General features: G+C 68.4%; 18 protein-coding genes and 3 pseudogenes. 11 read left to right on the top strand and 10 right to left on the bottom strand.

Features of this window, described 5'->3' with window-relative positions:
• Positions 1–9 precede the first annotated feature (9 nt).
• The 3 genes from ACQUQD_RS10045 to ACQUQD_RS10035 form a co-directional block, all read right to left on the bottom strand.
• Positions 10–1,536, bottom strand: a complete 1,527-nt coding sequence (locus ACQUQD_RS10045) for a helix-turn-helix domain-containing protein (protein ID WP_428951692.1) — start codon at positions 1,534–1,536, stop codon at positions 10–12.
• 74 nt (positions 1,537–1,610) lie between these two features.
• Complete coding sequence (locus ACQUQD_RS10040) at positions 1,611–1,808, bottom strand: DUF4236 domain-containing protein (protein ID WP_428951691.1); 198 nt, start codon at positions 1,806–1,808, stop codon at positions 1,611–1,613.
• A 51-nt stretch (positions 1,809–1,859) separates the two neighbouring features.
• Complete coding sequence (locus ACQUQD_RS10035; RefSeq protein ID WP_428951690.1) at positions 1,860–2,633, bottom strand: MBL fold metallo-hydrolase; 774 nt, start codon at positions 2,631–2,633, stop codon at positions 1,860–1,862.
• Between the two features lie 327 nt (positions 2,634–2,960).
• Between ACQUQD_RS10035 and acnA the strand changes: the two genes are divergently transcribed.
• Complete coding sequence (gene acnA / locus ACQUQD_RS10030) at positions 2,961–5,675, top strand: aconitate hydratase AcnA (RefSeq protein ID WP_428951689.1); 2,715 nt, start codon at positions 2,961–2,963, stop codon at positions 5,673–5,675.
• 81 nt (positions 5,676–5,756) lie between these two features.
• Here acnA and ACQUQD_RS10025 read toward each other — a convergent pair whose 3' ends face one another.
• Positions 5,757–5,942, bottom strand: a complete 186-nt coding sequence (locus ACQUQD_RS10025) for a hypothetical protein (protein WP_428951688.1) — start codon at positions 5,940–5,942, stop codon at positions 5,757–5,759.
• Positions 5,943–6,187: 245 nt separating this feature from the next.
• Between ACQUQD_RS10025 and ACQUQD_RS10020 the strand changes: the two are divergent.
• Together ACQUQD_RS10020 and ACQUQD_RS10015 are read left to right on the top strand one after the other, a co-directional pair.
• Positions 6,188–6,349 (top strand): annotated as a pseudogene (locus tag ACQUQD_RS10020) (DUF664 domain-containing protein); the annotation flags it as partial.
• A gap of 214 nt (positions 6,350–6,563) precedes the next feature.
• Positions 6,564–7,217 carry a dihydrofolate reductase family protein gene (locus ACQUQD_RS10015; protein ID WP_428951687.1) on the top strand — a complete coding sequence of 218 codons (654 nt, stop codon included), beginning with the start codon at positions 6,564–6,566 and terminating at the stop codon, positions 7,215–7,217.
• A gap of 13 nt (positions 7,218–7,230) precedes the next feature.
• On the opposite strand, the gene infA is transcribed toward ACQUQD_RS10015, so the two are convergent.
• From infA to ACQUQD_RS09985, 6 genes and pseudogenes are all read right to left on the bottom strand, one after another.
• Positions 7,231–7,455, bottom strand: coding sequence for a translation initiation factor IF-1 (gene infA / locus ACQUQD_RS10010; protein ID WP_365569308.1), 225 nt, complete (start codon positions 7,453–7,455; stop codon positions 7,231–7,233).
• On the bottom strand, positions 7,455–8,219 hold the full coding sequence (locus ACQUQD_RS10005) for a GNAT family N-acetyltransferase (protein ID WP_428951686.1): 765 nt from the start codon (positions 8,217–8,219) through the stop codon (positions 7,455–7,457). The genes infA and ACQUQD_RS10005 overlap by 1 nt, the downstream gene beginning before the upstream one ends.
• Positions 8,220–8,398: 179 nt before the next feature.
• Positions 8,399–8,539, bottom strand: a pseudogene (locus tag ACQUQD_RS10000) (DUF397 domain-containing protein); the annotation flags it as partial.
• A 34-nt stretch (positions 8,540–8,573) separates the two neighbouring features.
• Positions 8,574–8,699, bottom strand: a pseudogene (locus ACQUQD_RS09995) (helix-turn-helix domain-containing protein); the annotation flags it as partial.
• Positions 8,700–9,134: 435 nt separating this feature from the next.
• A complete protein-coding gene (locus tag ACQUQD_RS09990; RefSeq protein ID WP_428951685.1) occupies positions 9,135–12,959 on the bottom strand; it encodes a GH92 family glycosyl hydrolase in 3,825 nt (1,274 codons plus the stop codon).
• Positions 12,960–13,229: 270 nt separating this feature from the next.
• Positions 13,230–13,601, bottom strand: a complete 372-nt coding sequence (locus ACQUQD_RS09985; protein WP_428951684.1) for an STAS domain-containing protein — start codon at positions 13,599–13,601, stop codon at positions 13,230–13,232.
• Between the two features lie 1,498 nt (positions 13,602–15,099).
• Here ACQUQD_RS09985 and ngcE point away from each other — a divergent pair.
• The 8 genes from ngcE (at position 15,100) to dxs (ending at position 25,479) form a co-directional block, all read left to right on the top strand.
• Complete coding sequence (gene ngcE / locus ACQUQD_RS09980) at positions 15,100–16,440, top strand: N-acetylglucosamine/diacetylchitobiose ABC transporter substrate-binding protein (RefSeq protein WP_428957508.1); 1,341 nt, start codon at positions 15,100–15,102, stop codon at positions 16,438–16,440.
• A 7-nt stretch (positions 16,441–16,447) separates the two neighbouring features.
• Positions 16,448–17,509 carry a carbohydrate ABC transporter permease gene (locus tag ACQUQD_RS09975; RefSeq protein ID WP_428951683.1) on the top strand — a complete coding sequence of 354 codons (1,062 nt, stop codon included), beginning with the start codon at positions 16,448–16,450 and terminating at the stop codon, positions 17,507–17,509.
• Positions 17,506–18,414: a carbohydrate ABC transporter permease gene (locus ACQUQD_RS09970; protein WP_428951682.1), complete on the top strand. Its 909-nt coding sequence runs from the start codon at positions 17,506–17,508 to the stop codon at positions 18,412–18,414. Before ACQUQD_RS09975 ends, ACQUQD_RS09970 begins: the two co-directional genes overlap by 4 nt.
• A gap of 190 nt (positions 18,415–18,604) precedes the next feature.
• The gene (locus ACQUQD_RS09965; RefSeq protein ID WP_428951681.1) at positions 18,605–19,804 is read left to right on the top strand and encodes an ROK family transcriptional regulator; all 1,200 of its coding nucleotides are present in this window, start codon (positions 18,605–18,607) and stop codon (positions 19,802–19,804) included.
• Between the two features lie 133 nt (positions 19,805–19,937).
• Positions 19,938–21,050, top strand: a complete 1,113-nt coding sequence (locus ACQUQD_RS09960; RefSeq protein WP_428957507.1) for a substrate-binding domain-containing protein — start codon at positions 19,938–19,940, stop codon at positions 21,048–21,050.
• Between the two features lie 181 nt (positions 21,051–21,231).
• Positions 21,232–22,023 (top strand): ATP-binding cassette domain-containing protein, encoded by a 792-nt coding sequence (locus ACQUQD_RS09955; RefSeq protein WP_428951680.1) that lies wholly within the window; start codon positions 21,232–21,234, stop codon positions 22,021–22,023.
• On the top strand, positions 22,020–23,309 hold the full coding sequence (locus ACQUQD_RS09950) for a sugar ABC transporter permease (RefSeq protein ID WP_428951679.1): 1,290 nt from the start codon (positions 22,020–22,022) through the stop codon (positions 23,307–23,309). The genes ACQUQD_RS09955 and ACQUQD_RS09950 overlap by 4 nt, the downstream gene beginning before the upstream one ends.
• 247 nt (positions 23,310–23,556) lie before the next feature.
• Positions 23,557–25,479, top strand: a complete 1,923-nt coding sequence (gene dxs, locus ACQUQD_RS09945; RefSeq protein WP_428957506.1) for a 1-deoxy-D-xylulose-5-phosphate synthase — start codon at positions 23,557–23,559, stop codon at positions 25,477–25,479.
• The last annotated feature ends 118 nt before the right edge of the window (positions 25,480–25,597 follow it).

Below are 25,597 nucleotides of genomic sequence, written 5' to 3'. Positions count from 1 at the left end.
CGGATCGGCTCAGATGTCGCGGAACGTCTCGATCTGCGCGCCGACGGAGTTCAGCCGCTCCGCCAGGTCCTCGTAACCGCGGTTGATGACATAGACGTTGCGCAGCACCGACGTGCCCTCGGCGGCCATCATCGCCAGCAGCACGACGACCGCGGGGCGCAGGGCGGGCGGGCACATCATCTCGGCGGCCCGCCAGCGGGTCGGGCCCTCCACCAGGACCCGGTGCGGGTCGAGGAGCTGGAGGCGGCCGCCGAGCCGGTTGAGGTCGGTCAGGTAGATCGCGCGGTTGTCGTAGACCCAGTCGTGGATCAGGGTCTTGCCCTGGGCCGACGCCGCGATCGCCGCGAAGAACGGCACGTTGTCGATGTTCAGGCCCGGGAACGGCATCGGGTGGATCTTGTCGATCGGCGCCTCCAGTTTGGAGGGCCGGACCGTGAGGTCCACGAGCCGCGTGCGCCCGTTGTCGGCGACGTACTCGGCCGAGCGGTCGTGGTCGAGCCCCATCTCCTCCAGCACGGCCAGCTCGATCTCCAGGAACTCGATCGGCACGCGGCGCACGGTGAGTTCGGACTCGGTGACGACCGCCGCGGCCAGCAGGCTCATCGCCTCGACCGGGTCCTCGGACGGCGAGTAGTCGACGTCCACGTCGATCTGCGGCACGCCGTGCACGGTCAGGGTCGTCGTGCCGATGCCCTCGACCCGCACGCCCAGGGCCTCCAGGAAGAAGCACAGGTCCTGGACCATGTAGTTGGACGAGGCGTTGCGGATCACCGTGGTGCCGTCGTGGCGGGCAGCGGCGAGCAGCGCGTTCTCCGTCACGGTGTCGCCGCGCTCGGTCAGCACGATCGGGCGGTCCGGCGCGGTCCGCTCGACCTCCGCGTGGTAGATGCCCTCGGTCGCCGTGATGTCCAGGCCGAACCGGCGCAGCGCGATCATGTGCGGCTCGATCGTGCGGGTGCCGAGGTCGCAGCCACCCGCGTAGGGCAGCTTGAAGCGGTCCATGCGGTGCAGCAGCGGGCCGAGGAACATGATGATCGAGCGGGTGCGGCGGGCCGCCGCCGCGTCGATGGCGCCCATGTCCAGCTCGGCGGGCGGCACGATCTCCAGGTCCACCCCGTCGTTGATCCAGCGGGTGCGCACGCCGATGGAGTTGAGCACCTCCAGAAGGCGGTACACCTCCTCGATCCGGGCGACGCGGCGCAGCACCGTGCGCCCGCGGTTCAGCAGGGACGCGCAGAGCAGCGCCACGCACGCGTTCTTGCTCGTCTTCACGTCGATCGAACCGGACAGCCGACGGCCGCCGACCACCCGCAGATGCATCGGTCCCGCGTAGCCCAGAGAGACGATCTCACTGTCCAGCGCTTCGCCAATTCGGGCGATCATCTCAAGGCTGATGTTTTGATTGCCGCGCTCGATGCGGTTCACGGCGCTCTGGCTGGTGCCGAGCGCCTCGGCGAGCTGCGCCTGCGTCCAGCCCCGGTGCTGACGGGCGTCGCGGATGAGCTTGCCGATGCGTACGAGGTAGTCGTCTGCCATAGCGGCAGGCTATCTCAGATATGAGATGACGCATGCCGAGGGGGTCCGTGCGGGTGACGGGCCCTGACGAGGACTCAGTGGCGCTTGCTCGTACGGGTCCGACGCCAGCCGAAGGGGCCCGGCAGGTCCATGGACGTGGTCCGGCGCCCGGTGCTGCTGTGCGTGCGCTTGGGCCCGTGCGAACCGCCCGTCGTGATCGACCACGACTTGCGGTTGATGTTGAGACGTACTCCCGGCAGGATCCGGAAGCTCTTGCGGAATGTGAGCGGCATCGGTCTGGCTCCTTCCGTGCGGTGCTTTCCGGATACCCCCGGCCGCCGCGATCAGTCGACGGGGAACACGGCCCCCGGCGCGGCGTACGCCACGGGCCCGGTGAACCGCGAGCCCGCCCGCGTCACGGCGTCCCCGGGCGACACGGCGCGCCCCACGTGCGTCACGATCAGCCGGCCCGCGCCCGCCGCGGCGGCGGTCTCCCCGGCCTCCTCGGGGGAGTGGTGCACCCCTTCGCCGCCTTCGCCCCCTTCGCCGTGGTCCCCGTCCGCCTCGCACAGCAGCGTCCCGCAGCCGGCGGCCAGTTCGGTGAGAGCCGCGCAGGGTGCGCTGTCCCCGGAGTACACGAGCGCGCGCCCCGCGTGCTCGACCCGCAGCGCGAACGCGGGCATGCCGTGCGCCACCTTCCGCGACGTCAGCTCCAGCGCCCCGATCCGGTCGCGCCGCCCGTCCGTCAGCTCCCGCACGTCGAAGGCCTTCTCGACCGGGCTGCGCCGGTCCCCGTGGGTGAGGAACCCGGCGAGCCGGTCCGCGATCCCCGCGGGCCCGTACAAGGGCAGCGGGGCGGCGAGGTCCACGTCCGCGTACAGCAGCCCGTAGTAGGCGCTGAGGAGGTCGGCGCAGTGGTCGGCGTGCAGGTGCGACACCCAGATCGCGTCGATGTCCCCGAGGGGCACGTGCCGCTGCAGCGCGCCGAGCGTTCCGCTCCCGGCGTCCACCCAGATCCGGGTGCCGCCGCCGGTGACGAGGTATCCCGAGCACGGGTTGCCCGCGGCGGGGTACGGAGTGGCGCTGCCGAGCACGGTGAGACGAAGGTCACTGGCCATTGCGGGACGCTATCGGACGTCCGCCACTCCGCCGCGACCGGGGTGAATCGGACAGTGCTGGTGCTTCCCCCGGCGCCGTACGACGATGAAGGGGTCGGTCCCGGGTACGCGCGGCAAGCGGGCCGGACGGCACCGCTTGATGGCACCGCCGGGTGATGTACTAGAGTTATCTCGACATCGAGATATCTGCCGAGGCGCACCGCGACCCCACGGCACCGCCGCATCGGACGGTAAGGGTTACCTAACTTAGCCTTACCTTAGCTGATCGGCAACGTGGCGTGGCGGCAGGATCGCGGTGGAACGCGCACATATATGAAGGAGACTGTCGTGTCGGCGAACAGCTTCGACGCCCGCAGCACGCTGCGCGTGGGCGACGAGTCGTACGAGATCTTCAGGCTGGACAAGGTCGAGGGCTCTGCTCGCCTTCCCTACAGCCTCAAGGTTCTTCTGGAGAACCTGCTCCGCACCGAGGACGGCGCGAACATCACCGCCGACCACATCCGTGCGCTCGGCACCTGGGACTCCCAGGCCCAGCCCTCGCAGGAGATCCAGTTCACGCCGGCCCGCGTGATCATGCAGGACTTCACCGGCGTGCCCTGTGTCGTCGACCTCGCCACCATGCGTGAGGCCGTCAAGGAGCTCGGCGGCGACCCCGCGAAGGTCAACCCGCTGTCCCCGGCCGAGCTGGTCATCGACCACTCCGTCATCGCCGACAAGTTCGGCACGAAGGACGCCTTCGGCCAGAACGTCGAGCTGGAGTACGGCCGCAACAAGGAGCGCTACCAGTTCCTGCGCTGGGGCCAGACCGCCTTCGACGACTTCAAGGTCGTCCCCCCGGGCACCGGCATCGTCCACCAGGTCAACATCGAGCACCTGGCCCGTACGGTCATGGTCCGTAATGGCCAGGCCTACCCCGACACCCTGGTCGGCACCGACTCGCACACCACGATGGTCAACGGCCTGGGCGTCCTGGGCTGGGGCGTCGGCGGCATCGAGGCCGAGGCCGCGATGCTCGGCCAGCCGGTCTCCATGCTCATCCCGCGCGTCGTCGGCTTCAAGCTGACCGGTGAGCTCAAGCCGGGCACCACCGCCACGGACCTCGTCCTCACGATCACCGAGATGCTGCGCAAGCACGGCGTCGTCGGCAAGTTCGTCGAGTTCTACGGTGAGGGCGTCGCCGCCACCTCGCTGGCCAACCGCGCCACCATCGGCAACATGTCGCCGGAGTTCGGCTCCACCGCCGCGATCTTCCCGATCGACGACGAGACCCTGAACTACCTGCGCCTGACCGGCCGTGACGCCCAGCAGGTCGCGCTCGTCGAGGCGTACGCCAAGGAGCAGGGCCTCTGGCTGGACCCGGCCGCCGAGCCCGACTTCTCCGAGAAGCTGGAGCTCGACCTCTCCACGGTCGTCCCCTCCATCGCCGGCCCGAAGCGCCCGCAGGACCGCATCGTCCTCGCCAACGCCTCGCAGCAGTTCGCCCAGGACGTGCGCAACTACGTCTCGGACGACTCCGAGGCGGGCAAGGAGTCCTTCCCGGCCTCCGACGCCCCGGCCGTCTCCAACGGCGTCCCGTCGAACCCGGTCACCGTGACCGCCCCCGACGGCACGACCTACGAGCTCGACCACGGCGCCGTCACCGTCGCCGCGATCACCTCCTGCACCAACACGTCGAACCCGTACGTGATGGTCGCCGCCGCGCTCGTCGCGAAGAAGGCCGTCGAGAAGGGCCTGACCCGCAAGCCGTGGGTCAAGACCACCCTCGCCCCGGGCTCGAAGGTCGTCACCGACTACTTCGACAAGGCCGGTCTGACGCCGTACCTCGACAAGGTCGGCTTCAACCTCGTCGGCTACGGCTGCACCACCTGCATCGGCAACTCGGGCCCGCTGCCCGAGGAGGTCTCGAAGGCCGTCAACGACCACGACCTCGCCGTCACCTCGGTCCTCTCCGGCAACCGGAACTTCGAGGGCCGCATCAACCCCGACGTCAAGATGAACTACCTGGCGTCCCCGCCGCTGGTCGTCGCGTACGCCCTCGCCGGTTCGATGAAGGTCGACATCACCAAGGACGCGCTCGGCGTCGACCAGGACGGCAAGCCCGTCCACCTGGCCGACATCTGGCCGACCGAGGCAGAGGTCAACGACGTCGTCGCGAACGCCATCGGCGAGGACATGTTCAACAAGTCCTACTCCGACGTCTTCGCGGGCGACGCCCAGTGGCAGGCGCTGCCGATCCCGACCGGCAACACCTTCGAGTGGGACAGCGAGTCCACCTACGTCCGCAAGCCCCCGTACTTCGAGGGCATGACGATGGAGACCACCCCGGTCTCCGACATCCAGGGCGCCCGCGTCCTGGCGAAGCTGGGCGACTCGGTCACCACCGACCACATCTCCCCGGCCGGTGCCATCAAGGCCGACACCCCGGCCGGCAAGTACCTCACGGAGCACGGCGTCGAGCGCCGCGACTTCAACTCCTACGGCTCGCGCCGAGGCAACCACGAGGTCATGATCCGCGGCACGTTCGCCAACATCCGCCTGCGCAACCAGCTCGCGCCGGGCACCGAGGGCGGCTACACCCGCGACTTCACGAAGGAGGACGCCCCCGTCTCCTTCATCTACGACGCCTCGCGCAACTACATCGAGCAGGGCACCCCGCTCGTCATCCTGGGCGGCAAGGAGTACGGCTCCGGCTCGTCCCGCGACTGGGCCGCCAAGGGCACCGCGCTCCTCGGCGTCAAGGCCGTCATCACCGAGTCGTACGAGCGCATCCACCGCTCGAACCTCATCGGCATGGGCGTCCTGCCGCTCCAGTTCCCGGAGGGCCAGAACGCCGAGTCCCTCGGCCTGACCGGCGAGGAGACCTTCTCCTTCACCGGCGTCGAGGAGCTCAACAACGGCACCACGCCGCGCACGGTGAAGGTCACCACCGACACCGGTGTGGAGTTCGACGCGGTCGTGCGCATCGACACCCCCGGCGAGGCGGACTACTACCGCAACGGCGGCATCATGCAGTACGTGCTGCGCAACCTGATCCGCAACTAAGCGCCAGGGTGCAGTAGTTGGGGCCGCGTCCCGGGTTCGCCCGGGGCGCGGCCCCTTTCGTCGTCAGCCGGGTCCGGCGCTCTAGTTGCGCGTCTTTCTGCGGGCCAGCACCGAGAAGACGGTCAGGACCAGGCCACATGCGACGGCTATCGCTCCGAACACCACCGGGGGCGTATCACCAGTGGTCACACCGGCAATGCATCCCACCGCTCCTCCGGCGACCAGGATCGCGGAGAAAGCCAACGTCTTGTTGATGGCTTCGTTCATTGACCGATCTCCTTGGAGCGAGCTGTAGACCGAACTCCACCGAGTGCGCCGGCGAGGTAGTTAGTAGCTCCCACCTCTATGGTCATGGAGTTCAAGGTGCCCTGAGGGCTCCGGATGAATCTCGTGTCCACACCGGCAGTTGCCGATGCCGAGAGGTCCACCGGCCCGTGAACGCCGCCGGCGCCGCGTCCGTCTCCGCCTGCTCGCGCTCCAGGTCGGCGTACGCGGTGTCGACCACGGCCTGCTCGGTGCACGACTTCCTGACGAGCTATCGGATCACCCTGCGCATGAAATGCGAGGGCCTGGAACCCGAGCAGCTGGCCACCCGGTCTGTTCCGCCGTCGATGTCACTGCTCGGCCTGATCCGGCACCTCGCCGAGGTCGAACGCGGCTGGCGTACCTGGCTGGGGTGGTCCGTTCGTCCTCCGGCGCGTTGTCGTTGTGGCGCGGGTCGTCGTCCGGGCCGGCCCACATGCCGGGGTGGACGGTGGCCTGTGTCCAGCGTCGATCACGTGTCGCGGCATGCCACGGGGCACACGGCGCGTGGAGGTGCGATGGGTTCTTCCGTCCGGCAGAGTCTGACCGAGGCAGCCGCCACCCGCGACGACAGGAGCACCACTCATGGCCGAGCAGTTGCTGCGCGTTCAGAACTTCAATGTGTCCGGTGACGGCTTCGGCGCGGGGGAGGGGCAGAGCCTGGAGCGGCCCTTCGGGCATGCCGATCCGGGCACCATGTTCGCCTGGTGCGGGGCCACCGCGAGCTGGCCGATGCGGACCGACCCGGGCGGCAGTCGCGGCCTCGACGACTACCTGACCCGGGACTACGCTCGCAACATCGGCGCCGAGATCATGGGCCGTGGCAAGTTCGGCCCGCAGAAGGGCCCTTGGGAGGATCACGAGTGGCAGGGCTGGTGGGAGGACGAGCCGCCCTTCCGGACGCCCGTCTTCGTGATGACCCACCACACCCGGCCCTCGATCACGCTCTCCGACACCACGTTCCACTTCGTCGACGCCGACCCGGCGACCGTCCTCGCTCAGGCGCGTGAGGCGGCCCGCGGCGAGGACGTCCGGCTCGGCGGCGGCGCCACCGTCATCCGCGAGTTCCTCGACGCCGACCTCGTCGACACCCTGCACGTGGCGGTCTCACCGGGCGTGAAGCTCGGCTCGGGATCGCGGCTGTGGGAGTCGCCGGACGAACTGCGCGACCGGTTCCACCTGGACGTGGTGCCGAGCCCGGGCGGCAGCGTCGTCCACCACCTGTTCTGGCGGAAGTGAACGCCGGGACAGCTCAGTTGCGGTACCGGTAGAGGATGCGGCCGCGCGTCAGGTCGTAGGGGCTGAGCTCCACCAGGACGCGGTCGAACGGCAGGATCTTGATGTAGTTCTTCCGGATCTTGCCGCTGATGTGGGCGAGCACCTTGTGCCCGTTGGTCAGTTCCACTTGGAACGTGGCGTTGCGCAGGCACTCGGTGACCGTGCCCTCGATCTCGATACCAGGGTTTGTCTTCGGCATCAGTGAAGTACGACCTCCAGGTTGCTTCCGACGCGTTCCGCGCCGATGTCGTCGAACAGCGCGGCCGCGGCCGTGTTGGCCGCGCCGATCTCGGCCGTGGCCAGCAGGGTCCCCGACCGGTGCAGCGAGCCCAGTACGTCGGCCAGGAGCGCCCGCGCGATCCCGCGCCGGTGCCGGTCCGCCCGTACGGCGAGCAGCCCGATCCTCGGCTGCCGGGGGACCGGCGCCACCCGCATCAGGCCCACGTACCGGTCGCCCTCTGCGGCCACCGCGTACTTCGTCGGGTCGATCACGGTGGCGTCGTCGAGACGGGGCAGCACCTCGGCCGGCATCTCCCGCCAGCCGAGGGTGGCCTCGACCTCGGCCCGGATCGTACGGTCCAGTTCGCGCAGCGGGTCCTTCTCCGCCGCGCCGAGGGGGAGGATCGTCACGTCCTGTGGGGGCCGTGCCGTACCTAGCCCCGTGCGCGCCGGATCGGTGGGCACGCGGTACACGTGCTCGCTGCGCGCGGGCGCGAATCCCGCCTGTTCCCACCGGGACGCCAGCGCCAGGTCGGCCGCGTCGACCATCGTGTACAGCGGCCTCGGCAGCTCCGCCAGCATGGCCGTGGCCAGGCGGTCGAACGCCGTGTCCTGCCAGGAGTCGATGCTCAGGAACATCCGGCCGTCGTGCCTGCGCCAGGTCTCGCCCCGGCCGACCACCTGATCGTCCTCGAGCGCGTGCCACTGCCAGTCGGCGACGCGCGTGATCTCTGTCGTGTCCATAGGTCTCTGCCTCTCGGAATCGCCCAGTACGGGCGCTCCCGGCGACCTATGTCAGTGGCCGGCCCGTGAGAATGAGGAGAGCGCCCACGTGCGTACTGCGGTCATGGGTCCCACCTCCTCGGGCTGCATCACGGTTCGGCCCAGACATTAAGCGCCGCGATGCCGTCCCGTCCACGGATTTAAGCGCGGGGCAGCTCCAGGAAGGCGGCCCAGGCGCTCGGGGCGACTGTGAAGTGGGGGCCTTCGGTGTTCTTGGAGTCGCGGATGTGGATGGCGGTGGGGTGGGCGGCCACCTCGACGCAGGCTCCGCCTTCGCGTCGGCGGACACTTGCGGTGCGGGATCTCCTGCCGCTCCGGCAACGGCCGTCTGCCCTGCTCGTACGCGGCAATGGTCGACTCGGCGATCACCAGCCTGGCGCCGAGCGTCGCCTGGGTGTATCCGGCCGCCTTGCGGAACAGGGCGAGCAGTTCACCGACCATCCTCAACGCCGACGGATTCTTCGGCGGACGCTTCCCGGGGCTCATGACGGTCAATCTCCCCGACCCCACTCTCACTTCACCCCACTCCTACCCCGACAAAAAATCTGTCGGGGTCCACGGACTGTCCCGAGTGAATCACCCTCCGCGACATTGCCGCCCATGAACCAGGAATTCCGCGAACGCTTCTACCGCCGTGAACGTCAATCGGTGCCCGCCGCCCGCGACTTCACCGAGGCCGGCACCCCATGCCGTCCCCGTCCCTGAGCGGAGCGGCACCGCCGAGAACGGGCGCGGGCTGCTCCTCGTGGAGGCGCCGGCCGACAAATGGGGCGTGGGGGAGCGGGACCCCGGCAAAGTGGTGTGGTGCGCGTTCGTGGCGGGAACGGCGCAGGCCCCGCCGGAAGATCCCGACGGGGCCCGCACCGAAGACGGCGGCTACGACAGCAGCTCCACCTCCGCCACCGTCGCCGCCCCACCGGTGAACACCAGCCGGTAGTGCTTGTACGAGCCCGGCGACGCGACCGAGAACGCCCGCGTCTGCTTGTTCCAGCCGAAGGACTCGCCGGACCGCTCGTCCACCGTCTTCCAGGACGTGCCGTCGGCCGACGCCTCCAGCTTCCAGCCCGCCGGGGCCTTCGCCTTGTCGTCCGACGTCAGCGTGTACTGCACGGCCTTCGTGCCGTCCGCCGGGACCGGCAGGTCCGCCGACTCGACGCTCGCCGACGTGGCCGAGGTGTTGTCGAAGAGCGGGCCCGAGCCGGTGATCGCGTCCTTGCGGGGTGAGGGCACCTTGTCGTCCTTCGTGATGGACGTCGGCGCGGCGTCCTTGCCGGTGCCCCACGACGACGGCTTGTCGCCCATGGCGAACTCGATGACACCGCCCTTGGCGACGACCGAGTTCGGCAGCGACGTCTTCGACCAGGTCTTGCCGTTGACCTTCACGCCCTGCACGTAGATGTTCTTCGCGCTGTTCTTCGGCGCCTTGACGACCAGGTCGCGGCCGTTCTCCAGGTGCAGCGTCATCTTCGTGAACTGCGGGGAGCCGATGGCGTATTCACCGCTGCCCATGACGAGCGGGTAGAAGCCCATCGACGAGAAGAGGTACCAGGCCGACTGCTCGCCGTTGTCCTCGTCGCCGTGGTAGCCCTGCCCGATCTCGCTGCCCGTGTACAGCCGGGAGAGGACCTCGCGGACCTTCTCCTGCGTCTTCCACGGCTGGCCGGCCGCGTCGTACATGTACGTGACGTGGTGCGCGACCTGGTTCGAGTGGCCGTACATACCCATCCGGACGTCCCGCGCCTCCGTCATCTCGTGGATGACGCCGCCGTACGAACCGGCCACGTCCGACGACCCGGTCTCCGGCGTCGCGAAGTACGTGTCGAGCTTCTTCGCCAGACCGTCCTTGCCGCCGTACAGGTTCGCGAGGCCCTTGCTGTCCTGGACCGCGGTGAACGCGTAACCCCACGCGTTCGTCTCCGTGTAGTCGTAGCCCCAGATCGCCGGGTCGAAGTCCGCGGACTTCACCCGCCAGTCGCCCTTGGCGTCCTTGCCCTGGAAGAAGCCCGTACCGGCCGCCTTGTCGTCGAACATGTTGACGTAGTCACGGGCCCGGTTGAGGAAGTACTCCGACTCCTCCTTGTACTGCTCCTTGCCCGTCTTCTTGTAGAGGGCCTGGCCCATCTGTGCGATGCCGTAGTCGTTGAGGTAGCCCTCCAGCGCCCACGACAGGCCCTCGTGCGTGTCCGTGCTCGTGTAGCCGAGGAAGGGCGAGGTCTCCATGCCCTTGCGGCCCACACCCGACTGCGGCGGCACCACGGTCGCGTTCTTCACGGCCGCCTTGTACGCGTCCTCCGCGTCGAAGTCGACGCCCTTCACGTACGCGTCGGCGAACGCCACGTCCGATGACGTGCCGGTCATCAGGTCCGCGTAACCCGGTGACGACCAGCGGGAGATCCAGCCGCCGTCCTTGTACTGCTGCACGAACCCGTCGACCAGCTCACCGGCCTTCTTCGGCGTCAGCAGCGAGTACGCGGGCCACGTCGTGCGATACGTGTCCCAGAAGCCGTTGTTGACGTACGGCTTGCCCTCGACGATCTTCGCGCCGGTGTGGGTCGGGGTGTCCGGACCCGGCATCGGCGAGAACGGCGAGGCGTACTTGTACGTCGAACCGACCTTCTCGAAACCGGAGTTGGGGTACAGGTACAGCCGGTAGAGCGAGGAGTAGAGCGTGGTGCGCTGGTCCTCCGTGGCGCCCTCGACCTCCACCTTGTTCATCAGCGTGTCCCACTGGGCGCGCGCCGCGTTCTTCACCGAGTCGAACGAGCGGTGCTCCGGCAGCTCCTGGCGCAGGTTGTCCTTCGCCTGGTCGATGCTGATGAGCGAGGTCGCCAGCCGCAGGGTGACCGTGCGGTCCTTGCCCGCGTCGAAGGTGAAGTGCCCCTTCACGCCCGCGGATTCGGCGTCCTTGACCGGCTTGTCGAAGACGCCGTAGACGAACAGCCGCGTGGCGCCCGTCGACAGGCCGGACTTGACGTCCGAGTAGCCGGTGACGATCCCGTTGTCCTTGTCGAGCGTGAGACTGCCCTGCTCGGAGACGTTGTCGAAGACCACGCTCGCGTTGTCGCCCGGGTAGCTGAAGCGCAGCGCGGCCGCGTGGTCGGTCGGCGCCATCTCGGCCTTGACGCCGTTCTCGAACGTCACGCCGTAGTAGTACGGCCTGGCCGTCTCGTTCTCGTGCTTGAACGGCAGCGCGCGCCCGGTGCGGGACGTGTCCACCGTGGCCGCGGCCGACGGCATCATCTGGAACGTCTGCCGGTCACCCATCCACGGGCTCGGCTCGTGGCTCGCGGCCAGGGCCTCCATCGTGGGCAGGTTGTCCGCGTTGTTGTCGCGCGCGTAGTCGTACAGCCAGCTCAGCGAGCCCGCGTTGGTCACCGGCGTCCAGAAGTTGAAGCCGTGCGGGACGGCGGTCGCCGGGAACGTGTTGCCGCGGGAGAAGCCGCCGCTGGAGTTGGTGCCGCGCGTGGTGGACGCGTAGTCGCTCAAGTGCGCCTTGGGGCGCGTCCGTTCGGCCTGCGCGATGCTGATGTCGTCGAGCCAGCCGCGGAACTTCGCCGGCCCCTTCGCGGAGTCGTACGCGACCAGGACCCGGTCGATCGTCTTGCCCGCGGCGACCGACCCGATGCCCGACTTCACCGCGTTCCACTGGTTGACGTACAGCCGCTTGGCGTCACCCTGGCCCTGGGGGGTCAGCAGCCCGCCGTGGGAGTCGACGGCCTTCAGATCGCTCAGATACGTGCCGTCGGTGAAGGCGAGATCCACGGAGACGTTCGTGGCGTCGTAGTCCCGGTCCCCGTCCGCCATCGACGGGAAGATCTTGTACGACAGCTCGGTGTCCCGCTGCACCGCCACATCGACGTCGAAGACCTTGTTGTACGAGTACGCCCGCCCGTCGCCCTTGTGCGTACCGGCGTAGCGCAGCGCGCGCTTGCCGGTGAAGCCGGCGCCCGCCTTGGCCGTCGGCGACCCGCTCGGGCCTCGGTCCACGAGCGACAGCATGTCCTCGGGCGCGGGCGACTGGTCGTCGCCGGTCGACAACTGGAGGTCGGCGAGCTGGGTGGCGTCGCTCGCGCCGTTGTTCTTCGTGAACTCGACGCGGAAGTACGCGAATTCGGCCGGCTTCTCCAGCTTGTAGGTCTTCGTCTGGAACCGCTTGTCGAACGCCTCGCCGGAGCGCGAGTCGAGCGTCGTCCACTCCTTCCCGTCGGCCGAACCCTTCAGGGTCCAGTCCTTCGGGTCGCGCTCGGCGTGGTCGTTGGCGGACGTGAGCGCGTACTGGGTCACCTTGGCGGGCTCGTCCAGGTCGTACTCGACCCAGGCGGTCGGCGTGAACGCCAGCCACTTGCTGGTCGACTCGCCGTCGAGCAGGTTCTCCTTGGTCTCGCCGCCGCCCGCGTTCTCGTCGCTGGCACGGACGTCCGTGACGTGCCCGTTGACGTTGCCCGGGATGCCGCCGCTGTAGCTGCCGTCGACGCCGCTCGACCGCTTGCTGCCGTCCGGGGCGGTGTCGACCGTGTTCAGCCAGTCCGGAGCGGGCTGCCCCTCCTCGAAGGAGGAGCTGAACTCCTTGGCCGGCCGCGGCTTCTGTGTCGTCTGGGCGGCCGCGGCGCCTTGCCCGACCGCCGTCAGCACCAGCGCGGCCGCCCCCAGGGCCGCCGTGGTGGCGAGTCTGTGTCTGGATCGGATCGATCTGCCCTGCATGGGTGTGCACCCTCCCGGCGGTTCGACAACGTTGTCAGTTCGCTGCGTAAGGTCCAGTAGGGAGGTAAGTGGCTTGTGGTGTCAAGGGTGTTGGCGCGGACCGAGTGCGGGGCGCGCGGGTGCCGGGCCTGGACCGGGGCCCGGTGAGGGCGGGCGCGGCCGACGGGCTGCGGGCGCGGGTGCGGGGCCGGTGTCCGCGTCTGCCGGATCGTCGCAGGTCGGCAACTCCCCCTGGGGGCCCGGCGGTGCGCGGGCGGGGGAGTCGCGTCGTCAGCCGGTGTCGGGCCGGCGTGTCTCGACGGTCAGCCGGAGTGTCTCGATCTCGTCCCATCCCTGGGCGGCGAGCCTTTCCTGGAAGGCGAGTTCGGGGTTCGCCAGCACCCGTAGGTGCTGGGGCGGGGTGAGGCTGCGCGCCAGGGCGACGAGGGTCTCCAGGGCACTGTTGGCGAGGTAGTGGACCTGGGTCAGATCCACGGTGATCTCTTCGGCGGTGCGGCTGTACTCGGTCACGGCAACGGCCAGAGAGGCTTTGTGGGCGCCGACGACCTCGCCGAACAGGCGCACGCCGGCGGCGTGATGGAGGGGGGTGATGAGGAGCAGGTCGTCGACGAAGTAGCCGCGCATGGAGGGTCCCGGGGTCATGGGGAGAGGTGCCGTACGGCGAAGGTGAGGGTGGGTCTCGGTCACCCGTGGGCCTGGTGGTGCTCATGGTGCGGGATCGGGTTTCCGCGTAGGACAGTCGCTGACGTGCGGGCCTCCTCGGGCCCGAGTGATCGTCGGACGGTCGGTACCGCACTGACGGCCACGTGCAGTCCGCGGACTGCTACGAAGCGTACTCCCACGAGGTGTGTCCCGATAGTCCCGCAGAGTCGTGGTACGGCCACGGAGATGCCGGGCCCGGCGGCTGCGCGGTGCCGCCCCCGATACCGGCCCTCAGGTGATGGCGCTCCGATCATGTCCCCTTCTTTGTAAAGCAGTTGAGGCTGTCTCGCTTCGCCGGTGCGGCGGGGACCTCGTACGCGTCCGATCCCTCGTCCGGCGCCGGCCGTGGACCCTGCTCCGAGCCCCGACGTGCGACCGTCGTCCCGCGAAGGGCCCGGGCCGGCGGTCACACACTGTCGCGGTGCGGGGCGGCTGCCGCGTGCATCCCGCAGACGCGCTCGACGAGAACACCGGGACAAATGGAGGAAGCTGCCCGGCGCGTACGACGGGAGAGGTGTGGTCCCGCGGGTACGCCCTCGCGGATACGCGGAGCCACGTGGACGTGGCCGGAACACACCCTATGAACGGGTGCCACTCGTTCATTGCCCGAACGCACGGTGCCCCGGGATGCCCGACAGCGCGGTATTCGCCATGCTCGTCCCCAGCTGAACGCGTCGGTGACTTCCTGCCCGCGCTATACCACTACATCCCTTGTAGGCAACGGAGTTGGAAAGATCGACATCTGTAGGGCTGCGGCTTATTTCCGGGAGGTCTCAACTCGGAAAAGACCGGCGTCCAAACCTGCATTCGATCTTGCCCAGCTCACAGGGAGTGGACTATACCTGTCGGCGTCCGGCCCGGCCCGAGTTCAGGCCACGGCCGGGCCCGGGGGGCGGGGGATTCGGCGGGGCGCGGTCAGCGGCCCGGCATCCGTGTATTTCCAGCTGTCCCGGAATTCCTGGTACCACCCAGCTCCATCTGCGTTCCCCTTTCAGGAGGGGACAACACAGCACATCACCGCGGTGCCGGGGAGGATCCGGTTCACCGCCTGAGTCCTGGAGAAGGCGAGGACTTGAGCATGGGATCCACCCCCGGCGTAGGCCATCGCGATCTGACCGAGCGGAGCGCGACCGTCGCTCCGGCCGCGGCGACCGTCTATCCGGCATCGCTCAGCTGATCACCGTCGGAGCCGCCGAGCGGCTCCGGGACGGCAGCAAGAACGCCCTGATGCGCATTCCCGCAGACCTCTCCGGCGGGGACCGGCACCAGGGCTCGCTCGATGAGATGTGCGGCCGACGCACGGCCGACCTGGCCCGGCAGCCGCACACGCAGCAAACCCGTACAGATCCATTCGATCAGTGAGGATGCAGAGATGACCATTCGTGCCGGCTCTCTTGACAGGCGGACGCTCCTGCGCGGGGCGATCGCGACCGCGGCCATGGGTTCGTTCGCTGTTGCGTGTGGCTCTCCCTCCAGCAACGACGACGGGGACAGCGGCCCGAAGGGCAAGAAGGACGCCAAGAACCCGTTCGGCGTCGCCGCGAACTCCAAGGTCGACGCGGCCATCTTCGACGGCGGCTACGGCACCGACTATGTCGACTACGTCAACCAGGTGGTCGGGAGCCAGGTCAAGGGTCTCAAGGTCCAGGTCAAGCCGGTCGTCGACATCGCCCCGGAGCTCCAGCCCCGGTTCGTCGGCGGCAACCCGCCGGACCTCATCGACAACTCCGGTGAGGACCAGATCGGCTTCCTCGGCATCCTCGACCAGCTCGAGGAGCTCGACGACGTCTTCGAGGCCAACACCTACGAGGGCAAGAAGATCGCCGACATCGTCTACCCCGGCGTCAAGGACCCCGGGACGTTCAAGGACAAGTTCGTCGCGCTCAACTACGTGATGACGGTGTACGGCGTCTGGTACTCGAAGACGCTGTTCGAGGAGAACAGCTGGACCCCGCCGAAGACGTGGGACGAGGCGCTCGACCTCGGCCAGAAGGCGAAGAAGAAGGGCAAGTACCTCTTCGTCCACGGCAAGGAAGCGGCGACCTATTACCGCACGCTCCTGATCGACTCGGCGATCAAGGAGGGCGGCGACGAGGTCCGGATCGCTCTGGGGAACTTGGAGAAGGGCTGCTGGTCGCACCCGGCCGTCCAGGGCGTCATCAAGGTCATGGAAACCATGGTCAAGCAGAAGATGTTCGTCCCCGGTGGCTCCGGCACCCAGTTCCAGAAGGCGCAGGCGATCTGGAGCAACGACCAGAAGGCGCTGCTCTACCCGTCCGGTGGCTGGATCGAGAACGAGATGAAGAAGGCCACCAAGAAGGACTTCCAGATGACCGGCATCCCGGCGATGACGCTCACCGACAAGCCGAAGATTCCCTACGAGGCCCTTCGCGCGGCCGCCGGCGAGCCGTTCATCGTTCCCAAGCAGGGCAAGAACCCGGCCGGCGGCAAGGAAACGCTGCGGGCGATGCTGTCCGAGAAGGCGGCTGCCAACTTCTCCAAGACGAAGCTGGCCCCGACGATCGTCAAGGGCACCGTGCCCGCCGACGGCTACGGATCGTCGGCCCTCGTCTCGCAGACGAAGATGCTCGAGGCCGCGGGCGACAACATCTTCAACTACACGTTCGTCGAGGCCTACGGGCTGAACACCGACCAGCTGGTGCCGTGGAACTCGTTCCTCGCCGGTGACCTCGACGCCAAGGGCCTGACCTCGGCCATGCAGAAGATCTCCGACAAGGTCCGGGAAGACGACTCCGTCGACAAGATCAAGGTCAGCTAGCACTGCGATGAAAGACAAGATCACCACCTCCGACACCGCGAGCCGCCGGCCGACGCCGGCCGCTCGCGGTGGGCGGCCCCGGCGCCGCAAACTCACCTTCGACCGGGTGACGTTCTTCCTCGCGTTCCTCGGTATTCCGCTGACCATCTTCGTGCTCTTCGTCCTGTACCCCTTCGTGCAGGCGATCTTCTGGGCGATGACCGACTGGCGCGGCTTCAGCCCGGACTACAACTTCGTCGGCTTCGACAACTTCACGAAGATGTTCCAGGACGACATCTTCCTGAAGGCGTTGCGCAACGTCGCGTTGCTGGCGGTCTGCGTGCCGTTGGTGACATTGACGCTCGCCCTCGGGGTCGCGGTGGCCATCACCCTGGGCGGGCCCAGCAAGGGCCCCGTCCGGGGAATCCGGGGAGCGTCCTTCTACCGGATCATCTCGTTCTTCCCCTACGTCGTGCCGGCGATCATCGTCGGCCTGATCTGGGCGCAGATGTACGACCCGAACGCCGGCCTGCTCAACGGCATCCTCACCGGGATCGGCCTCGACGGGTTCGACAAGTTCGCCTGGCTGGGCGAAACGGTGAGCGCGATGCCGGCCCTGATGTTCGTCATCGTCTGGGGGCTCGTCGGGTTCTACGCGGTGCTCTTCATCGCCGCGATCAAGGGAGTTCCCGGCGAGCTGTACGAGGCGGCCAAGATCGACGGAGCCGGCCGGTTCCGGACGACGATCTCGATCACCCTGCCGGCGATCCGGGACAGTGTGCAGACCGCGTACATCTACCTGGGCATCGCCGCCCTCGACGCGTTCGTCTACGTACAGGCGATGTTGCCGGGCGGCGGCCCGAACAACTCGACCCTGACGATCAGTCAGCGGCTGTTCAACGTAGCCTTCGCCAAGCAGCAGTTCGGATACGCCACCGCGATGGGCGTCGTCCTCGCCGTCGTCACCCTGGTGTTCGCGGCGCTGGTGTTCCTCGTCAACCGTCTGACGGGTGGCGGCGAGAACGAGAGCAAGAAGAAAGCGCGTGGGTTCGGGGCTCGGCGTGCAGGAGCCAAGGGAGGTGCCCAGTGAGCGCCGTAGCTGCCGACCGGAAGCCGGTGAGTGACCGGAAGCCGGCGAGGGACCGGAAACTGACGAGAGCCGCCGCGAGCAGCGACCGCAGGTTCGCGGTGATCTCGCACACCCTGCTGATCCTGTGGTCCGTGATCGTGATCGTCCCCATGCTGTGGGTGCTGGTCTCGTCCTTCAAGTCGACCAGCGAGATCCTTTCGTCGCCCTTCAAGCTGCCGCATCGCTGGCGGTTCGAGAACTACGCGCACGCGTGGACCGACGCGAACATCGGGAAGTACTTCCTGAACTCGGTGATCGTCGTGGTCTGCGCGCTGTTCCTGGTGATGCTGCTCGGCGCGATGTGCGCCTACATCCTGGCCAGGTTCGAGTTCCCCGGCCGCCGGCTGATCTACTACGTGATGCTCGCCGGGCTGACCTTCCCCGTCTTCCTGGCGATCGTGCCGCTCTTCTTCCAGCTGCAGAACTTCGGGCTGCTGAACACGCGTCCGGGGCTGATCCTCACCTACGTCGCGTTCGCGCTGCCGTTCACGATGTTCTTCCTCTACTCGTTCTTCCGGTCTCTGCCGCACGACGTCTACGAGGCGGCGTTGATCGACGGTGCCGGTGACTGGCGGGCGTTCTTCCAGGTGATGCTGCCGATGGCCCGTCCGGGCATGGCGGCGGTGGCGATCTTCAACTTCCTGGGCCTGTGGAACCAGTTCCTGCTGCCGGTGGCGCTCAACACCGACCAGGACAAGTGGGTCCTCACCCAGGGGATGTCCGCCTACGCGTCCTCGCAGGTCTACGACATCGACTACGGGGGTCTGTTCGCGGCCATCGTGATCACGGTGGTGCCCGTCCTGATCGTGTACATCATCTTCCAGCGGCGGATCGCCGGTTCGGTGTCGCAGGGCACCTTCCGCTGACGCCCGTCACGTACAGGGCCGGCCCCGGAGAGACACCTCTCCGGGGCCGAACCCTTGTGCGCGCCCGCTGGAACCGATTTCTGTCAAGGGCTTGACGCCACAGGTGCCTTCAGCGGAGCTTGGAGTTCATAACTTGTACAAGGGCCAGTCACCCGGTGTGACATCGGCCAGGGGCAGAGGTGGAGAGTCAATGGAGACTCCGGGGTCGCAGTCGTCGCTGCACCGGGCCAATCTGGAGCGGGTCGTACGCGCCGTGCGGCTCGCCGGTTCGCTCACGCAGGCGGAGATCGCGCGGACGACGGGTCTGTCCGCGGCGACGGTCTCCAACATCGTCCGGGAGCTCAAGGACGGGGGAACCGTCGAGGTCACGCCCACCTCGGCCGGGGGACGCAGGGCCCGCAGCGTGTCGCTCAGCGGCGACGCGGGCATCGTGATCGGCGTCGACTTCGGGCACACGCACCTGCGGGTGGCCATCGGCAACCTGGCCCACCAGGTGCTCGCCGAGGAGTCCGAGCCGCTGGACGTGGACGCCAGCGCCGCGCAGGGCTTCGACCGCGCCGAGGAGCTGGTCGAGCGCCTGGTCGCGGCGACCGGCGTGGACCGCTCGAAGGTGGCCGGCGTCGGGCTCGGTGTGCCGGGCCCCATCGACGTGGAGAGCGGCACGCTGGGCTCCACGTCGATCCTGCCGGGCTGGACCGGCACCAAGCCCGCCGAGGAGCTCAGCCGCCGCCTGGGCGTGCCCGTGCACGTCGACAACGACGCCAACCTGGGCGCGCTCGGCGAGCTGGTCTGGGGGAGCGGGCGGGGCGTGCGGGACCTCGCGTACATCAAGGTGGCCAGCGGCGTCGGCGCCGGGCTCGTAATCGAGGGCAAGATCTACCGGGGGCCGGGCGGCACCGCGGGGGAGATCGGGCACATCACGCTGGACGAGTCGGGCCCGGTGTGCCGCTGCGGCAACCGCGGCTGCCTGGAGACCTTCACGGCCGCCCGCTACGTGCTGCCGCTGCTCCAGTCCTCCCACGGCACCGATCTGACCATGGAGGGCGTCGTACGGCTCGCCCGCGACGGCGACCCGGGCTGCCGCCGGGTGATCGCCGACGTGGGCCGGCACATCGGCTCCGGGGTCGCGAATCTCTGCAATCTGCTCAACCCCAGCCGGGTCGTCCTGGGCGGCGATCTAGCAGAGGCCGGAGAGCTGGTCCTGGGGCCCATCAGAGAGTCCGTGAGCCGCTACGCGATCCCGAGTGCCGCCCGCCAACTCTCCGTCCTTCCTGGGGCGTTGGGGGGCCGTGCGGAGGTGCTCGGGGCGCTCGCCCTGGCGCTCAGCGAGATGGGCGATTCGACCCTTTTGGACGGTTCTGTCCCCACCGCTACACCTGCCTTCACTTAGAGAACGCATGACACCGTTGCCATCTCGTTAAGGATTTACTCCTTGACGCTGGGGTTGCGGCCGAGTTGACTTCCAGCCACCTCGGCCGCAACGTCGCGGCCTCGTCAGGGAGGTTTCTGAAGTGAACACGCGTATGCGTCGTGCCGCCGTTGCTTTCTGTGCCACCGCCATGGCGGTCTCTCTCGCCGCCTGTGGCAGCGCCAAGGAGTCCACCGACAAGGGCGACGGCGACAAGTCGAGCGCCAAGAAGGGCGACGACATCACTGTCGGCCTGCTGCTGCCGGAGAACCAGACGGCGCGCTACGAGAAGTTCGACAAGCCGATCATTGAGAAGCAGATATCCGAGCTGACCAATGGCAAGGGCAAGGTCGAGTACCTCAACGCCAAGCAGGACGCGACCCTCCAGTCGCAGCAGATCGACACGATGATCACCAAGAAGGTCGACGTGCTGATCCTCGACGCGGTCGACTACAAGGCCGTCGCGGGCGGTGTGAAGAAGGCCAAGGACGCGAACATCCCCGTCGTCGCGTACGACCGCCTGGCCGAGGGCCCGATCTCCGCCTACACCTCGTTCGACAACGAGGAGGTCGGCAAGACCCAGGGCGAGGCGCTCCTGAAGGCCATGGGCTCCAAGGCCACCAAGAGCAGCAAGATCGTGATGATGAACGGCGCGATCACCGACCCGAACGCCGCCTTCTTCAAGAAGGGCGCCCTCTCCGTGCTCAAGGACAAGGTGACCATCGCCAAGTCCTACGACACCAAGGAGTGGAAGCCGGAGAACGCCAACACCAACATGGAAGGCGCGATCTCCGCGATCGGCAAGGACAAGATCGACGGCGTCTACTCCGCCAACGACGGCATGGCGGGCGGCATCATCACCGCCCTGAAGGCCGCCGGCCTGAGCAAGCTCCCGCCGGTCACCGGCCAGGACGCGGAGCTCGCGGGTGTGCAGCGCATCGTCACGGGCGACCAGTACATGAGCGTCTTCAAGTCGTACCCGCAGGAGGCCGAGACCGTCGCCAAGATGGCCGTCTCGATCGCCAAGGACGGCGAGCTCGACAGCTCGCTCGCCACGGGCACCGTCGACAGCGGCACCGAGAAGGGTGTCCCGTCGGTGATCGTCCCGGTCGTCTCGCTGACCCAGGACAACATCAAGGACACGGTCGTCAAGGAGGGTTACTACACCCTCGACGAGATCTGCTCGGCCAAGTACAAGGCCGCGTGCGACAAGATCGGTCTGAAGTAACCCCCTTGTCCTGCACGGGACTTGCGCACCTTTCCCGGTAGCGCTCCTGTGTAAGCACGTCCGGCGCCCTGTCGCCGACAGCCCCGCAAGCTCAACGGCGGGGCGCCGGACGGAACACACCCCCCTCAGTCTTCTCTTCTGTTCAACCTCCCGCCGGGTCAGGCCTTTGGCGGCGAAGGAGATGGTTCACGTGTCCGCTACGCCCGTGCTGGCGTTGCGCGGGGTCTCCAAGCGATTCGGTGCCGTCCAGGCGCTCACCGACGTAGAGCTTGAGGTCCACGCCGGTGAGGTGGTCGCCCTGGTCGGCGACAACGGTGCCGGAAAGTCCACCCTTGTCAAGACGATCGCCGGTGTGCACCCCATCGATGAAGGTGTCATCGAGTGGGACGGCAAGGCCGTCGCGGTCAACAAGCCGCACGACGCCCAGAACCTGGGCATCGCGACCGTCTACCAGGACCTCGCGCTGTGCGACAACATCGACGTCGTCGGCAACCTCTTCCTGGGGCGCGAGATCAAGCGCGGGTTCGTCCTCGACGAGGTCGAGATGGAGCGCCGCTCGCGTGAGCTGCTCCAGACCCTGTCGATCCGCATCCCCAGCGTGCGCATCCCGATCGCCTCGCTCTCCGGCGGTCAGCGCCAGGTCGTGGCCATCGCCCGCTCCATGCTCGGCGAGCCCAAGCTGGTCATCCTCGACGAGCCGACGGCCGCCCTGGGTGTCGAGCAGACGGCGCAGGTCCTCGACCTCGTCGAGCGCCTGCGCGAGCGCGGCCACGCGGTCATCCTCATCAGCCACAACATGGCCGATGTGAAGGCCGTCGCCGACAAGGTCGCCGTTCTGCGGCTCGGCCGCAACAACGGTGTGTTCGAGGTCAAGACGACCTCGCAGGAAGAGATCATCTCCGCCATCACCGGCGCCACGGACAACGCCGTGACCCGTCGTGCGGCGCGCAGCAACGCGGAGGCTCAGAAGTGAGCATCGACAAGACGCAACCGAAGCAGCCCCCCGTGGACACCGCCCCCGCCGCGGCCGGCGCCGCCGTGACCGCCGTCGACCCCCGCCTCCTCGTGCGCGAGCAGGGCTTCGCCGGCTACCTCAGCGAGTTCAAGCGCAAGGTCAAGGGCGGTGACCTGGGTGCCATCCCGGTCGTCATCGGCCTGATCGTCATCTGCGCGATCTTCCAGAGCCTCAACTCGGCGTTCCTGGGCGCGGAGAACCTCAACAACATCTTCGTCGCCATGGTGGCCACCGGCATGATGTCGGTCGGCATCATCTTCGTGCTGCTGCTCGGCGAGATCGACCTGTCCGTCGGCTCCGTCTCCGGTGTCTCCTCGGCGATCACCGCCGTGCTGAGCGTCACGCACGGGATGAACGAGTGGCTCGCCGTCCTCGTCTCGCTCGCCGCGGGCGCGGTCATCGGTGCCCTGCACGGCTTCTTCTTCGCCCGGGTCGGCGCCCCCGCGTTCGCCGTCACCCTGGCCGGCCTGCTGTTCTGGAACGGCTTCATGCTCCAGATCCTGGGCTCCAACGGCACGATCAACCTCGACAGCGACGGCGTGGTCGGCAAGCTCACCACGTACTACTTCTCGGACGTCGCCGCCGCCTACGGCCTGGCCGTCGTCGCGGTCCTCGCCTACTTCGTGCCGAGCTTCCTCGCCAACCGCCGCCGCGAGGCCGCGGGCATCCCGTCCCGCCCGCTGAGCGACCTCCTGGTGCGTACGGTGCTGCTCGCCGTCGGCGTCTTCGGCGTCGCGGTCATCTTCAACCAGTACAAGGGCCTGCCGCTCGCGGTGCTGCTCTTCGCGATCGTCCTGGTCGGCAGCGACTTCGTGCTGCGCCGCACCTCGTACGGCCGCAAGGTCTTCGCGCTCGGCGGCAGCGTCGAGGCGTCGCGCCGTGCCGGTATCAACGTCACGGCGGTCCGGATCTCGGTCTTCGCCATCGCGGGCCTCTTCGCGGCGGTCGGCGGCCTCTTCTGGGCCTCCAAGATCGCGGCGGCCAACCAGGGCGCCGGCTCCGGCGACCTCCTGATGAACGTCATCGCCGCGGCCGTCATCGGCGGCACCAGCCTCTTCGGCGGCCGGGGCCGCACGTGGAACGCGCTGCTCGGTGTGCTGGTCATCACGTCGATCCAGTACGGCCTGGCCCTCCAGGGCATCGCCACCCCGATCCAGTACATGATCACCGGTGGTGTGCTCCTCGCCACGGTCGTCATCGACTCGATCACCCGCAAGACCCAGAAGTCGGCCGGCCGCGCCTGACGGCTTCTGACGGTTTCCCACCGGGTTCACCTGGGCTGACTGTGCCCGGCGTCAAGGACGACGCCGGGCACAGTCATGCCCGCGCACAGCCCCGTAGGAACGTGTGTTCCCCTGGGGTGGGGCCGATCGCGTGACAAGGAACGCACAGCCCGCCCGCCGCCTGCGACGGCGGAACATTAGACTCGACAGACCCGGCAAGCTCGAACAGCTCAACCAGCTACTACAGCTCTACTGCAAGGAGGCACGGGTGCCGCTGCTGACCCGCATCACGGGACCGCGCGATCTGGACCGGCTCAGCCTGGAGCAGCTGGACCAGCTGGCCGGAGAGATCCGGACCTTCCTCGTCGACGCGGTTTCCAAGACCGGCGGCCACCTCGGCCCGAACCTCGGTGTCGTCGAGCTGACCATCGCCCTGCACCGCGTCTTCGAGTCGCCCAAGGACAAGGTTCTGTGGGACACCGGTCACCAGTCCTACGTGCACAAGCTGCTCACCGGCCGCCAGGACTTCTCCCGGCTGAAGATGAAGGGCGGCCTCTCGGGCTACCCCTCGCAGGCCGAGTCCGAGCACGACGTCATCGAGAACTCGCACGCCTCCACGGTCCTCGGCTGGGCCGACGGCCTCGCCAAGGCCAACGAGGTCCTGGACCGGGACGACCACGTCGTCGCGGTCATCGGTGACGGCGCCCTCACCGGCGGCATGGCCTGGGAGGCGCTGAACAACATCGCCGCCGCCAAGGACCGCCCCCTCGTCATCGTCGTCAACGACAACGAGCGCTCCTACGCGCCCACCATCGGCGGCCTGGCGAACCACCTGGCCACCCTGCGCACCACCGACGGCTACGAGCGCTTCCTGGCCCGCGGCAAGGACCTCCTGGAGCGCACCCCGGTCGTCGGCAAGCCGCTGTACGAGACGCTGCACGGCGCCAAGAAGGGCCTCAAGGACTTCATCGCCCCGCAGGGCATGTTCGAGGACCTCGGCCTGAAGTACGTCGGCCCGATCGACGGCCACGACATCGAGGCCCTGGAGTCGGCGCTGACCCGCGCCAAGCGCTTCGGCGGGCCGGTCATCGTGCACTGCCTCACCGAGAAGGGCCGCGGCTACACCCCCGCCCTCCAGGACGAGGCCGACCGCTTCCACGGCATCGGCCCCATCCACCCGGACACCGGCCTGCCGGTCAAGGCGTCGGGCGCCGACTGGACCTCCGTCTTCGGCGACGAGATGGTCCGGCTCGGCAAGGAGCGCGAGGACATCGTCGCCATCACGGCGGCCATGCTGCAGCCGGTCGGCCTGAAGAAGTTCGCGGACGCCTTCCCGGACCGCGTCTACGACGTGGGCATCGCGGAGCAGCACGGCGCGGTGAGCGCCGCCGGCCTGGCCGCGGGCGGCCTGCACCCGGTCTTCGCCGTCTACGCGACCTTCCTCAACCGCGCCTTCGACCAGCTCCTGATGGACGTGGCCCTGCACAAGTGCGGCGTCACGTTCGTCCTGGACCGGGCCGGCGTCACCGGCACCGACGGTGCCTCCCACAACGGCATGTGGGACATGTCGATCCTCCAGGTCGTCCCCGGCCTCAGGATCGCCGCCCCGCGCGACGCCGACCAGGTCCGCGCCCAACTGCGCGAGGCCGTGCAGGTCTCCGACGCCCCGACCGTCGTGCGCTACTCCAAGGGCGCGGTCGGCCCGGCCGTCGAGGCCGTCGGCACGGTGGGCGGCATGGACGTGCTGCGCGAGCCCGGCTCGGACCGCCCCGACGTCCTGCTGGTCTCGGTCGGCGCGCTCGCCCCGATGTGCCTGGAGATCGCCGACCTCCTCGACAAGCAGGGCATCACCACGACCGTCGTCGACCCGCGCTGGGTCAAGCCGGTCGACGAGGCGATGGCCCCGCTCGCCGAGCGCCACCGCGTCGTGGTGACGGTGGAGGACAACTCCCGGGTCGGCGGTGTCGGCTCGGCCGTCGCCCAGGCCCTGCGCGACGCGGGCGTCGACGTCCCGCTGCGCGACTTCGGCATCCCGCCGCGCTTCCTCGACCACGCCTCCCGCAAGGAGGTCATGACGGAGATCGGCCTCACGTCCCCCGACATCGCCCGCCAGGTCACCGGCCTGGTGGCGAAGCTCGACGGGCGCAACGAGCGCTCCGCGGCCGAGGCGATGGAGCCGGCCAGGGACTGAGCACCCTGCCAGGGGCCGGTCGGACTCACCCATCAGGTGGTCCGACCGGCCCCTTTCGCGTGAATCCCCGTGACTGACCTGCGCCCCACGGGCTACTCGTCCCGATCATGTCGTGGAC

The organism is Streptomyces sp. cg35, assembly GCF_050410835.1.
Classification (GTDB): domain Bacteria; phylum Actinomycetota; class Actinomycetes; order Streptomycetales; family Streptomycetaceae; genus Streptomyces.
Note: the sequence above shows the minus strand (reverse complement) of the source record. Positions and strands in the feature narration are given on the sequence as shown.